Origin of the sequence: Streptomyces calvus (assembly GCF_006782915.1) — a bacterium.
GTDB lineage: Bacteria > Actinomycetota > Actinomycetes > Streptomycetales > Streptomycetaceae > Streptomyces > Streptomyces calvus.
In genome coordinates this window covers 1-12,520 of record NZ_VCNP01000049.1, presented here as the reverse complement: position 1 = coordinate 12,520, position 12,520 = coordinate 1, and the positions used below count along the sequence as shown (strand labels likewise).

The window sequence follows — 12,520 nt, the reverse complement described above, 5'->3', positions numbered from 1 at the left end:
CGGTCACTCCTGTCGGATCCGTCGGCGGTGCGGGAACGGGCAGGTGCCGGGGTGCGGGCGGGCGTACGGTGGTCAGCGGCCGAAGGTGTCGATGCCGGAGACCAGCCAGCGTCCGTCGCGGTGCACCACGTCGACGGCGAGCACGGCTCCCGCGTACACGCCCTCGTCCCGCGCGTCCGCCCCGTCCTCGCCCTTCGCGCCGCCGCCCGTGGAGGACTCGGCGCCGGCGGTGGCGACGCTGCTCTGGTCGGCGTAGACGAGGACCCGGGCCCGGTCGCCGTCGATCCGTTCGACCGCGCTCTCGGTGACCGTCGTGGTGATGACCGCCTTCCGCTCGTCGGCCCGCTTGCGGACGTCGGCCAGCAGCGCGGCGTGTTGGCCGACCGCCTTCCCCGTGAGGAGGTCCTTCGCGGCCTTGCCGAGGGCGTCGGGCTCGGTGTGGTCGTAGGAGAAGAGCAGGCCGACGGCCTTCGCCGTCTGTCCCTTGATCTCGCTGGTGCGGGCGACGTCGGTGAGGGCGGTGTTGCCGCGGGCGGGCTCGGCCCGCAGCGCCTCGGCCTGCGCGCGGGCCCAGCCGGCGAAGCCGCCGAGGAGCAGGGTCAGCGCGCAGAGCACGGCGAGGCCCGCGGTCCTGCCCGTCTTCCGCTCCCGCCGCCCGCCGTCCCTGGCGACCGGCCCGGCGGCCGGTCCGGCGGTCCGTGCGGCGGCCGGTCCGGCGGTCCGTGCGGCGGCCGGTCCGGCGGTCCGTGCGGCGGACGAGGCGCGGGGAGCGGGCAGGACGGCCGTGCCGCCCGCGCGGGTCCGGCCCCCGGCGCGCTCCGGGCTCGCGTCGACGGCGGCGGACCGGGTCTCGCGGTCCCGGCGGCGGCGCTGGCGGTTGATGTGGTGGCGGGTCGTCGACATCGTGCGGTGTCCTCCTCGGTGCACGGCAGGGGCGGCGTGGGCGGTACGGGCCCGGGTCAGCCGGCTGGTGTGCCGCCCACGGGTGCCTGGCCCAGGGCGCTCAGCTTCCACCGGCCCCCGGTCCGGGTGAGTTCGCCGAGCATGCGGCTGTCCTTGTCGGTCTTCGCGCCGTCGGACGCCCTGACGGTGACGCGCAGGGCGACCAGCACCCGGGCGCGGCCGGCGCGGTCGTCGAGCTCGGTGACGGCGCCCGACAGCACCCGGGCCGTGGTGACCGTCTTCGCCGCCTTCACCTGCTCCGCGAACTCATCGCGCCCAGAAGCGAGTTGGTCGTGCAGTTCGCCGGCCGTCGAGGACTCCCACAGGTCGAGGCCGCGGTCCAGGTCGCGGTGGTCGAGCGTGTTGAGGTTCTGCACGGCCTGCTCCCCGGCGGCGAGCGCCGCGTCCCGCTGCGCGGCGTACGCGGCCCGGTCGTCGTGGGCCGCGCGGTACCAGTCCTGACCGGTCCACGCGGCGAACCCGCCCGCGACGAGGGTGAGGACGAGGGCGAGGGCCGGCAGCGGCCGGGGCCGGGCTCCGGCGAGGACGCGGACCGCGCGTTTCATGGGGCGCTCCAGTCTCCCGCGCACGTGCGGCGGGTCAGTGGGGTTCTGCGGGTTCTCCGGTCGGTTCAGCGGGGGTTCTGCGGAGTTCTGCGGGTTCTCCGGTCGGATCAGCGGGGGTTCTGCGGGTTCTCCGGTCGGGTCAGCGGGGGTTCAGCGGGGTTCCGCGGGCTCTCCGGTCGGTGGAGTGGGGTTCTGCGGGCTCTCCCGTCGGGTCAGTGGGGTTCTGCGGCTCTCGGGTCGGAGGGCTTTCGGGTTCAGCGGGCCGTGATGTCGACGATCCGCCACCGGTCGTCCCGGAGCCGGGCCGTGACGGTGAGCTGGGCCGGCGCGGTGGTGGCAGCGTCCGTGCCGCGGCGGGAGGTCTGGTCGAGGAAGACCAGCAACCGCGCCCGGTCACCGTCCAGTTCGACCACCCCGGTGCGGACGGCCCGGGTGCTCAGGGTGACGCGCTGCTCGGCGACGTCGCCGCGGACCCGGTCGAAGAGGACGTCGTACTGGCGGGCGGCGCGACCGTCCAGCACGGTGCGGGCGGAACGCTCGGCGGCCGCGGTGCCGTCCGGCGTGTACGAGAAGACGCGGGCGAGGGCGTTGCCGACCTCGCCGGCGACGCGCGCGGTGGCCTCGGTGTCGGTGAGCGCGCGGTTCTCGGCGGACGGTGCGGAGTTCAGCCGGTGCGCGGCGTGCAGGAAGCCGCAGCCGCCGAGGACCAGCACCGCGGCGGTCCCGACGAGGAGAAGCCGGCGCAGGCCACGGCGCGAGGTGCCGCGGGTGCCGGCCAGGAGTTCCCCGCCGTCGTCGTCCGCCGCCTCCGTGGCGGGCTCCGCTGTTCTGCCTGTCATCGGTCCTCGCCTTCCTCCGCCGCCGTGAGCGGTACCGCGCTCAGGGCCCTGACCTTCCACTCGGCCTCGCCCGTGCGGGCCAGGACCGCCTCCAGTCGCTTGCGGTCGACGGCCGGCCTGCTCGACCCGGCGGAGGTGACCTCGACGCGGACGGTGGCGATGAGTTTCGCCGTGCCGGTCCGCGGGTCGAGCGCGGTGACGGCGGCCTCGGTGACGGTGCCGCGCGCCGAGGCACCCGACTCGGCCCCGGCGCGGCCCAGTTCCTCGCGCAGCGGCCCCGTGGACACGGCCCGCCAGGCCCGCACGCCGCGTTCCGCCCGCTGCCGGGTGGAGGCGTCGAGCGTGGTGAGCACGGCGACGGCGGCCCGTCCGTCGGCGAGCGCCTCGTCCCGCTCCCTGCCGTACGCGAGCGTGTCGTCGGTGCGTGCCTGTGCGTACGTCCACGCGCCCGTGCCGCAGAACCCGAGGGCCAGCACCAGCCCCGCTCCGGTGAGGATCCGGGCCCGTCTCATCGTGTGCTCCCGGTGGCCGGGGCGAGGAGTCCCGCCAGGTCCGCCGGTGCCTCGCCGTCCTGGCCGGGCAGGGCGAGCGCGCCGGGCAGCGCCTCGCGCCCGCCCTTCGGCGCCCCGCCGCTCCCCGAGGGCAGCGAGCCCGGCCTGGCGGGTTCGGGCACGGCGCCGCCCTTCGGGGCGTTCGCCGAGCCGCGCACGTTGGAGCCGGACGAGGCCGGGGCGGTGCAGGCGGCGCCGGTGTTGAGGGCGGGCGCGGTGCCGAGGTCGAGGCCGTTGCGGTAGCGGGTGCCGCCGTATCCGGTGGTGCAGGGCAGGGGCTGGAAGAAGGTGACGGCCATGCCGAGGTTCAGCTTCCCTCCGTCGACGGCGGTGGCGCCGGCGGCGACGGCCGCCGGGTAGGTCACGAGGAGTTCCTCCATGCCGCGCTGCCGGGTGACGGCGATCTCGGAGGTGGTGAGCAGGTTGGCGAGGACGACGCCGAGGCTCGGGTCGAGGTCCCGCAGGACGCCGCTGACCTGCGTGGCGGCCTCCGGGGTGACGGCGAGCAGGCGGCGCAGGTCGGCGTCGGAGCCCTTGAGGGTGCGGGCCAGTTCCCGCGCGCCGGTGGCGAAGTCCCGGATGGCCCGCGCCTCCTCGGCCTGGGTGCGCAGCACCGTCTCGCCGTCGGTGATGAGCCGGCTGGTGGACGGCAGGGCGCGGTCGGCGGCCGCCACGAACGCGCCGCCGCTGTCGAGCAGCACCCGGAGGTCGTCGCCGTGTCCTTCGAAGACCTCGCCGAACTCGTCGACGACCGTGCGCAGGTCCTCCAGCGGGACGGAGGTGACGAGGTCGTCGAGGCCGGTGAGGACGTCGGTGACGGGGGCCGGCACCTGGGTGTCGGACTGCGCGATGCGGGTGCCGTCGGCGAGGTAGGGGCCGCCGTCGCTCTCGGGCCGCAGGTCGATGTACTGCTCGCCCACGGCGGACAGCCCGGCGACGACGGCGCGGGTGTCTGCGGGGATGCGCGGGGCGGACTTCCTGATGCGCAGTTCGGCGACGACGCCGTCGGCGGTGAGGTCGATCGGGCCGACGCGTCCCACCGAGACGCCCCGGTAGGTGACGTCGGAGTGCGTGAACAGGCCGCCGGTGCGCGGGAGTCGGACGTCGACGGTGTAGTAGTCGGCGACGCCGACGTACCGGCCGAGGTCGGCGTAGCGGATGCCGAGGTAGGACAGGGCGAGGACGGCGACGAGGAGGAAGGCGAGGTTCTTCAGCCGTACGGCGAGGGTGATCATCCGTCGTCGCCCCCGTCCGGGGACGCGGCCGGTGCCGTGCCGGCCCCGGTGGTGGACACGGAGGGCAGCGGCAGCGGCGAGGTGTCCCGCGACGGGCTTCCCGACGGCGGGACGGACGACGACGTCTCCGGTCCGACGCCGGCACCCGGTGTGCCGCCGGTCCCCGACGCGTCTCCGTCCTTCCCGGCGGACCCCTTCCGCCCGGCCCCGCCCGGCTCGCCGCCCGCCGGGGCGGACGGGGAGGGTGTGCCCCGCGGCACCAGCGGCGGGATCACCTGGGTGCCGGGCACGGCGACCAGGTCCAGGTACACGTTGAGGTAGTCGCCCTTCACGCCGCGCAGCACCTCGTCGGTGAACGGGTACGTCAGCAGCACCTCAAGCGAGTCCGGCAGGTCGGTGCCCGCGTCCGCGAGCGCCTTCAGCGTCGGCGCGAGGGCCTTCAGGTCGGCGATCATGTCGTCCTTGCTCGCGTCGATGGTGGAGACGGCGACGCCGGAGAGCGTGTCGAGGGAACGCAGCATCGTCAGCAGCGAACCGCGCTGCTTCTCCAGCGTCTTCAGTCCGGGCGAGAGGTCGGTGAGGACGGTGCCGACGTCCTCCTTGCGGGTGGCGAGGGTCGCGGAGAGCCGGTTGACGGCGTCGAGGGCGTCGGTGATGTCGCCCCGGTGGTCGTCGAGTTCGCTCACCAGCGTGTCCACGCGTCGCAGGACGGAGCGGACCTCGGGTTCGCGGCCGCCGAGCGCCGCGTTGAGCTCCCGGGTGATCGTTCTGAGCTGGTTGACGCCGCCGCCGTTGAGCAGCAGGGACAGCGCGCCGAACACCTCCTCGACCTCGGTGCCGCGGCCGGTGCGCGAGACCGGGATGACGTCCCCGTCCGCCAGCCTCCCGGCCCCGGTCCGGCGGGCCGGCGCGACGAGCTGGACGTACTTCTCGCCGAGCAGGCCGGACTGCTCGATCCGCGCGCCGGCGTCGGCGGGCAGCCGCACGTCTCCGTTGATGCGCATGGTGACGCGGGCCGACCAGTCGTCGCGGCCGAGGTCGATGCCGGTGACCCGGCCGACGGCGACGTCGTTGACCTTCACCGCGGAGTGCGGGACGAGGCTGACCACGTCGTCCAGTTCCGCGGTGACGGTGTAGGGGTGGTCGCCGAGGTCGGCGCCGCCGGGCAGCGGCAGGTCCTCGATGCCGTCGAAGCGCGGCGGTCCGACGACGACCGCGCCGAGGGCCAGGGCGAAGCCGAGCCCGAGGGCGAGGAGCCCGCCCGCGGTGAGGCCGGCGGCGCCGCCCGCGGTCAGCACGCCCCGCCCGGCCCGCCGGGCCCCGGTGCGCCGGGTGCCGCGCTTCATCGCTGCCCCTTCCCGGGAGCCGCGGACCCGTCGCCGCCCGCGGCGGAGCCGTCCGTCGCGGGCAGCGGCAGCAGCGGACCGCCCATGCTGATCTCGTTGAGGTTGGCGCGTCCGTCGAGGGTGCGGGTGTCGGGGTTGTAGGCGCCGACGACGTTGGACGCGGCCAGCGGCGCCACGTCCAGCGCCTCGGCGAGCGAGGCCCGCTGCTCGACGAGGGTCCGGGTGAGCGGGACGAGCCGGTCGACGTTCTTCTTCAGCTCGCCGCGGTTGTCCTCGATGAACGTCTTGACCCGGCCGAGGGCGGTGCCGAGTTCCTCGAGGGCGCCGGCGAGGTCGTCCTTGTTGTCGGCGAAGAAGCCGACGACCTCGTCCAGGCGTTCCTGCGCGGTGCGCACGTCGGTGTCCTTCTCCTTCAGCATGGTGGTGAAGGTCTGGAGCCGGCGGAGCGTGCCGAACAGGTCGCCGCTGCCGGTGTCGAGGGTCTTCGCCGCCTTGCCGAACTCCTCGATGCTGTCGCCGATGGCCTCGCCGTTGCCGTCGAGGTTGGCGGCGCCGGTGCGCAGCAGTTCGGACAGGGCGCCCGCGGAGTTGGCGCCGTCCGGGCCGAGAGCGCGGGCCAGTTCGGTGGCGGACGCGTAGATCTGGTCGATCTCGACGGGGGTGCGGTTGCGGGAGGCGGGCAGGACGGCGCCGTCGGCGAGGGCGGGGCCCTTGCTGTGGGCGGGGGTGAGCTGCACGTAGCGGTCGGCGACGACGCTCGGCGCGACGACGACGGCCCGCGCGCCCTCGGGCACCTTGACGCCCTCGTCCAGGAGCAGGCCGACGCGGACCGTGGTGCCCTGCGGCCGCACCGACTCCACCTCGCCGACCCGGACGCCGAGGACACGCAGGTCGGATCCGGCGTGGATGCCGGTGGCGCGGTCGAAGTAGGCGGTGATGCGGGTGCCGTCGGAGTCGAGGACCCGGACGGTGGTCAGTCCGGCGGCGAGGACCGCGAGGGCGGACACGCCGGCGAGGATTCTTCCGCGTCTGTTCATCTCGTCACTCACCGCTCTGCCGGGCCGCCGGCGTCGTCTGCTTCGGCGGCATGCATCCGCTTTCCGGCAGGGACGTTGCGGGCAGGTAGTCGCGGGGCACGACGCCGCACAGGTAGCTGTCGAACCAGCGTCCGTTGCCCAGGGTGTTGCCGACCAGGCGGTAGTACGGGCCGACCAGTGCGAGGGTCTTGCCGAGCTGGGTGTTGTTCTTCTCCAGGACCGCGGTGACGCGGCCGAGTGCCTTCAGGGTGGGGCCGAGGTGCTTGTCGTTGTCGTCGACGAGGCCGCCGAGTTCGGTGCCGAGTTCACGGCTGCCCTTGAGCAGCGCGCGGATGGCGGCGCGGCGGTCCTTCAGTTCGCCGAGCAGGGATCCGCCGTCCTCGATGAGGGTCTCGAAGCCGGCCTGCTTGTTCTGCAGCGTCTTGGTGAACCGGGCGCTGCCCTTGAGGAGTTCGACGAGTTTCGCGTCGCGCTTGGAGAGGGACTTCGACAGGTCGGACAGGCCGCCGGCGGCCTTCCGCACGTGCGGCGGTGACTTCTCGAAGGTCTCGGAGAGGGTCTCGAAGCTCTCCGCGAGCCTGCGGGTGTCGAGGGCGTCGACGGTGCCGCCGAGGTCCTGGAACGCCTGCGTCACGTCGTAGGGGCTGGTGGTGCGGGACAGCGGGATGCGGCGGGCGGGGTCCTGCCGGCCGGCGCCGAGCGGGTCGAGGGCCAGGTACTTGTCGCCGAGGACGGTCCTGATGGCGATGGCGGCGGTCGTGCGGTCGCCGAGCCAGGCGTCCTCGACCTCGAAGGTGACCTTCACCTTGGCTCCGTCGAGGGCGACGCCGGTGACCTCGCCGACCTTGACGCCGGCGATGCGCACCTCGTCGCCGTCGTCGAGGCCGGCCGCCTCGGAGAAGTCGGCGCTGTAGGAGGTGCCGCCGCCGAACGGCAGCCGTTCCGCGTGGTAGGCGAGGGCGGTGAGCAGGGCGAGCGCGAGCAGCCCGGCCACGGCGACGGCGACGGGGTTGCGTTCCGCGACCGGTTTGATGCGCGGGCGCCTGGGGCCGCCCGGCCGGGTGAACGGGTTCATCCGCGGCACCTCGATTCGGTGATGGCGATGCCGGTCGGCGGTTCGGACCCGTCGGAGGTGGTCACTCCGCTCACCCGTGCCTCGCACAGGTAGAGGTTGAACCACGATCCGTAGGAGGACAGCCGGGCCAGCGCGGTCATCTTCGCGGGGGTCCGGTGGAGGAAGTCCTCGATCTGCGGGGTGTGCGCGCCGAGGTTCGCGGAGAGCCGGCCCAGTTCGCGGATGTCCCGCTTGAGGGGGGCGCGTCCGTCCTTGAAGAGGCCGGCGGTGACGGTGGTCAGGTCGCCCATGGCCTCGACGGCCTCACCGAGCGGTTCACGGTCGTCGTCGAAGCCGGTGACGAGGTCCCGCAGGGTGACGACGAGGTCGTCGAAGTCGGCCTCGCGGTCGTTGAGGGTGTCCAGGACGGTGGTGAGGTTGTCGACGACCTGACCGATCACCTCGTCCTTGGCGGCGACGGTCGTGCTGAGCGAGCCGATGTGGCGGATCAGGCTGTCGACGGTGGCGCCCTCGCCCTGGAGCACCTGCACGATCGACCCGGCGAGTTCGTTGACGTCCTTCGGGGACAGGCCTTCGAACAGCGGCTTGAAGCCGTTGAAGAGCAGGGTCAGGTCGAGGGCGGGCGTGGTGCGGTCGAGGGGGATGGTGTCGCCCGCGTCCAGGCTGCCGGTGAGGTCGCCGCTGCCGCGGCCGAGCGAGACGTAGCGCTGTCCGACCATGTTGAGGTACTTCACGGCGGCGGTGGTCGACCGGGGCAGTGTGCGGTCCTTCCGGACGGTGAAGGTGACCTCGGCGGTGCGCCGCTGCACGACGCGGACACCGGTCACCTCGCCGACCTCCACTCCGGAGATGCGCACGCTGTCGCCGTCCACGAGGCCGGTGACGTCGGTGAACAGGGCCTTGTAGGTGCGGGTGCCGGAGCGGACGCCGGTGTCGGCGACGCTCAGCCCGAGCACGGTCGTGGCGAGCGCGGTCACCACCACGAAGGCGAGGGACTTCCACAGCGGCCCGGTCAGCGGGCGGCGCCGGGTGTGCGCGTGGTCCGGGGCGGTCATCGAAGGGTCACCTCCGTCCCGCGGTAGAGCGGGCCGGCGAGCAGGCTGCTCCAGTCGGGCAGGTCGCCGGGGTGCTGTCCAGCGGCGGGCGCGAGCAGTTCGTTGACGAGGTCGTTCTCCTGCGGCGAGTTGGCGGGCCCGAGGTCCTGGCCGGCCGCGGCGGCGGTCTGCGCGGCGGGCCGGGTCAGGGAGCCGAGGTAGGGCACGGCGGGGCAGCGGGGTCCGCCGCCGGAGTCGTACACCGGGGTGTCGCGGCCGGGGCGGTAGGCGCCGCGTGAGGGGACGGTGGTGAGGTCGACGTGGATGCCGGGCCGGTCGGTGCCCTTGCCGAGCGCCTTGTCCATGGCGGGCACGAACTCGGCGAGGGTGCGCAGGGTGCACGGGAAGGCGGAGGAGTACTCGGCGAGCAGTTCCAGCGTGGGGCGGCCGGAGGCGCTGAGCCGGATGACGGTCTTCTTGTTCTTCTGCAGGAACGCCGTCATGTCCTCGGCCGTCCGGGTGGTGGCGCCGAGGGTGCCGGCGAGTGCGGCCTCCTGCTCGGCGAGGGTGCCGCTGGTGGTGGTGAAGTCGGTGAGCGCGGTGAGGATGTCGGGTGCGGCGTCGGCGTAGACGTGGCCGACCTTCACGAGTTCCCTGAGGTCGCGGTTGAGGGCGGGCAGGTGGGGGTTGAACTCCTCCAGGTGCTCGTCCAGTTGCGTCAGCGTGTCGCCGAGCTGCTCGCCGCGTCCTTCCAGGGCCCGGGAGACGGCCGACAGGGTCGCGGAGAGCTTGTGCGGCCGGACGGCGGTGAGCATCGGCAGGACGTTGTCGAGGACCTGCTGGAGTTCCACGGCGTTCGCGGATCGGTCCTGGGGGATGACGGCTCCGGCGGCCAGCGGTTTCGCCGACGGCCGCTCCGGCGGTACGAGCGCCACGTAGCGCTCGCCGAAGAGGGTGGTCGGCAGCATCTGCGCGCGCACGTCGGACGGCACGTGGTCCAGGGCGCCGGGTTCCAGGGCGAGGGTGAGCCGGGCGCCGTCGTCGGTGGCGTCGACGGCGCGGACCTCGCCGACGACGACGCCGCGCAGTTTCACCTCGGCGCCCGGGTGCATCTCGTTGCCGACGCTGCCGGTCTCGACGACCACCGGGTCGGAGTCGGTGAACCGCTTGTCGTAGACGGCGACGGCCAGCCAGACCAGCAGCACGGGCACCAGCAGGAACACCACGCCGGCGCACCGGCGGCGCAGCGTCTCGCCTCGTCCGCTCATCTCACCCCGCCACCTTCACGGTCGTGGTCGCGCCCCACAGGGCCAGCGACAGGAAGAAGTCGGTGACGCTGATCAGCACGATGGCGTTGCGCACGGACCGGCCGACGGCGACGCCGACGCCGGCGGGGCCGCCGGAGGCGCGGAAGCCGTAGTAGCAGTGGGCGAGGATCACCATCACGCTGAAGATCAGCACTTTCAGTACGGACAGCAGGACGTCCGTCGGGGAGAGGAACAGGTTGAAGTAGTGGTCGTAGGTGCCCCGGGACTGGCCGTTGAACAGGACGGTCACGTAGCGGGACGCCAGGTAGGAGGAGAGCAGCCCGATCGCGTACAGCGGGACGATGGCGACGACCCCGGCGATGATGCGCGTGGTGACCAGGTACGGCATGGAGCGGATGCCCATGCCTTCGAGGGCGTCGACCTCCTCGTTGATGCGCATGGCGCCGAGCTGGGCGGTGAAGCCGGCGCCGACGGTCGCGGAGAGGGCGAGTCCGGCGACGAGCGGGGCGATCTCGCGGGTGTTGAAGTAGGCGGAGACGAACCCGGTGAACGCGGCCGTGCCGATCTGGTCGAGGGCCGCGTAGCCCTGGAGTCCGACGACGGTCCCGGTGAAGAGCGTCATCGCGATCATCACGCCGATGGTGCCGCCGATGACGCCGAGCCCGCCGGAGCCGAAGGCGACCTCGGCGAGGAGGCGTTGCACCTCCTTGAGGTAGCGGCGCAGGGTCCGCGGGATCCACAGCAGCGCCCGGGCGTAGAAGAGCAGGTGGTCGCCGGAGCGGTCGAGCCGGGCGAGCGGCGAGGCCATCGTGGGTCAGCCTCCCTTCGGCGGGACGATCTGGAGGTAGACGGCCGTCATCACCATGTTGACGAAGAAGAGCAGCAGGAAGGTGATGACGACGGACTGGTTGACGGCGTCGCCGACGCCCTTGGGGCCGCCGCGCGGGTTGAGGCCCCGGTAGGCGGCGACGATGCCCGCGATGAAGCCGAAGACGAGCGCCTTGAGTTCGCTGATGTACAGGTCGGCCGGCTGGGCGAGGGCGGAGAAGCTGGACAGGTAGGCGCCGGGGGTGCCGCCCTGCAGGACGACGTTGAAGAAGTAGCCGCCGAGGGTGCCGACGACGGAGACGAGGCCGTTGAGCAGGACGGCCACGCCCATGGTGGCCAGGACCCGGGGCACGACCAGGCGTTGCACCGGCGAGACGCCCATGACCTTCATGGCGTCGAGTTCCTCGCGGATGGTGCGGGAGCCGAGGTCGGCGCAGATGGCGGAGCCGCCGGCGCCGGCGATCAGCAGGGCGACGATGAGCGGGCTGGCCTGCTGGACGACGGCGAGGACGCTGGCGCCGCCGGTGAACGACTGGGCGCCCAACTGCTGGGTGAGGGAGCCGACCTGGAGCGCGATGACGGCGCCGAAGGGGATGGAGACGAGGGCGGCGGGCAGGATGGTGACGCCCGCCACGAACCAGAACTGCTCGACGAACTCGCGGAACTGGAAGGGTCTTCGGAAGATGGCGCGGCTCACTTCGGCGGCGAGCGCGAAGAGCCGGCCGGTCTGCCGCAGCGCCGCGGTGATCATGCGCCGCTCCCGGCGGCGGGCGTCGGCAGTGCGGGCGCCTGGGCGCTTGCCGCGTAGGTGGCCCGGATGGCGGAGCGCGCCCCGGCGGGCAACTCGTCGATCATGCTCATGACACGCTGACGGCGGCGGGCGACGGCCCGGCGCGGCGGGAGGCCCGGCGAGGGCTCCAGCTGCGGGACGATCACGCGGGGCGCGACGGCCGTGGCGGCGGCCGCCTCGGCGGCGAGGGTGGCGGCGTCCTTCTCCTCGGACATCCCGATGGGACCCTCGCGCCGGCCGCCGAGGAACTGCGCCACGACCGGCTCGTCACTGGTGAGCAGCACCTCGCGCGGGCCGAAGGTGACGAGTTCGCGCCGGAAGAGCATGCCCATGTTGTCGGGGACGGTGGCGGCGATGTCGAGGTTGTGGGTGACGATCAGCATCGTCGCGTCGATCTGCGCGTTCAGGTCGATCAGCAGCTGGGAGAGGTAGGCGGTGCGGACCGGGTCGAGCCCGGAGTCCGGTTCGTCGCAGAGGATGATCTGCGGGTCCAGCACGAGCGCGCGGGCCAGGCCGGCCCGTTTGCGCATGCCTCCGCTGATCTCTCCCGGGAGCTTGCCCTCCGCGCCCAGCAGTCCGACGACCTCGATCCGTTCCATGACGATGCGGCGGATCTCCGACTCCTTCTTGCGGGTGTGCTCGCGCAGCGGGAAGGCGATGTTGTCGAAGAGGGACATGGAGCCGAACAGGGCGCCGTCCTGGAACATGAGCCCGAACAGTTTCCGGGTCTCGTAAATATCCCTCTCGGGACTGTTCACCATGTCCACTCCATTGATGAGGACACGGCCCTTCTCGGGTTTGAGCAGCCCTATGAGCGACTTCAGGAAAACCGTCTTCCCGGTGCCGGAAGGACCCAGCATCACACTCACTTCTCCGGCGGGAAGAGTAAGTGTCACGTCCCGCCAGATGTTCTGCTCACCGAAGGACTTGGTCAGGCCCTCGACCACCACTTCGATTCCCACAGCACCTCCGGAACTTGTCACCGCGCACACAATGCGCCCGGCCCGCA

Annotated in this window: 13 protein-coding genes; all 13 read right to left on the bottom strand. The window is 73.1% G+C overall.

Features of this window, described 5'->3' with window-relative positions:
• Window positions 1-72: 72 nt before the first annotated feature.
• The 13 genes from FGW31_RS23940 to FGW31_RS23880 all read right to left on the bottom strand — a co-directional run bounded on the left by FGW31_RS23940 (window position 73) and on the right by FGW31_RS23880 (window position 12,473).
• On the bottom strand, window positions 73-903 hold the full coding sequence (locus FGW31_RS23940; RefSeq protein WP_142195559.1) for a hypothetical protein: 831 nt from the start codon (window positions 901-903) through the stop codon (window positions 73-75).
• Window positions 904-959: 56 nt separating this feature from the next.
• Window positions 960-1,508, bottom strand: coding sequence for a nuclear transport factor 2 family protein (locus tag FGW31_RS23935; protein ID WP_142195558.1), 549 nt, complete (start codon window positions 1,506-1,508; stop codon window positions 960-962).
• A 254-nt stretch (window positions 1,509-1,762) separates the two neighbouring features.
• Window positions 1,763-2,347 carry a hypothetical protein gene (locus tag FGW31_RS23930; protein WP_233452568.1) on the bottom strand — a complete coding sequence of 195 codons (585 nt, stop codon included), beginning with the start codon at window positions 2,345-2,347 and terminating at the stop codon, window positions 1,763-1,765.
• Window positions 2,344-2,859, bottom strand: coding sequence for a hypothetical protein (locus FGW31_RS23925; protein WP_142195557.1), 516 nt, complete (start codon window positions 2,857-2,859; stop codon window positions 2,344-2,346). Before FGW31_RS23925 ends, FGW31_RS23930 begins: the two co-directional genes overlap by 4 nt.
• Window positions 2,856-4,133, bottom strand: coding sequence for an MCE family protein (locus tag FGW31_RS23920; RefSeq protein WP_142195556.1), 1,278 nt, complete (start codon window positions 4,131-4,133; stop codon window positions 2,856-2,858). Before FGW31_RS23920 ends, FGW31_RS23925 begins: the two co-directional genes overlap by 4 nt.
• A complete protein-coding gene (locus FGW31_RS23915; RefSeq protein ID WP_142195555.1) occupies window positions 4,130-5,479 on the bottom strand; it encodes an MCE family protein in 1,350 nt (449 codons plus the stop codon). The genes FGW31_RS23920 and FGW31_RS23915 overlap by 4 nt, the downstream gene beginning before the upstream one ends.
• Window positions 5,476-6,516, bottom strand: coding sequence for an MCE family protein (locus FGW31_RS23910; protein WP_142195554.1), 1,041 nt, complete (start codon window positions 6,514-6,516; stop codon window positions 5,476-5,478). The genes FGW31_RS23915 and FGW31_RS23910 overlap by 4 nt, the downstream gene beginning before the upstream one ends.
• Before the next feature lie 4 nt (window positions 6,517-6,520).
• A complete protein-coding gene (locus FGW31_RS23905; protein WP_142195553.1) occupies window positions 6,521-7,591 on the bottom strand; it encodes an MCE family protein in 1,071 nt (356 codons plus the stop codon).
• Window positions 7,588-8,646 (bottom strand): MCE family protein, encoded by a 1,059-nt coding sequence (locus FGW31_RS23900; RefSeq protein WP_142195552.1) that lies wholly within the window; start codon window positions 8,644-8,646, stop codon window positions 7,588-7,590. The genes FGW31_RS23905 and FGW31_RS23900 overlap by 4 nt, the downstream gene beginning before the upstream one ends.
• The gene (locus FGW31_RS23895) at window positions 8,643-9,893 is read right to left on the bottom strand and encodes an MCE family protein (RefSeq protein WP_142195551.1); all 1,251 of its coding nucleotides are present in this window, start codon (window positions 9,891-9,893) and stop codon (window positions 8,643-8,645) included. Before FGW31_RS23895 ends, FGW31_RS23900 begins: the two co-directional genes overlap by 4 nt.
• 1 nt (window position 9,894) lies before the next feature.
• Window positions 9,895-10,701 (bottom strand): MlaE family ABC transporter permease, encoded by an 807-nt coding sequence (locus tag FGW31_RS23890; protein ID WP_142195550.1) that lies wholly within the window; start codon window positions 10,699-10,701, stop codon window positions 9,895-9,897.
• Window positions 10,702-10,707: 6 nt separating this feature from the next.
• Window positions 10,708-11,472 carry an MlaE family ABC transporter permease gene (locus tag FGW31_RS23885; RefSeq protein WP_142195549.1) on the bottom strand — a complete coding sequence of 255 codons (765 nt, stop codon included), beginning with the start codon at window positions 11,470-11,472 and terminating at the stop codon, window positions 10,708-10,710.
• Window positions 11,469-12,473 carry an ABC transporter ATP-binding protein gene (locus tag FGW31_RS23880; protein WP_167530101.1) on the bottom strand — a complete coding sequence of 335 codons (1,005 nt, stop codon included), beginning with the start codon at window positions 12,471-12,473 and terminating at the stop codon, window positions 11,469-11,471. The genes FGW31_RS23885 and FGW31_RS23880 overlap by 4 nt, the downstream gene beginning before the upstream one ends.
• Window positions 12,474-12,520: the final 47 nt, after the last annotated feature.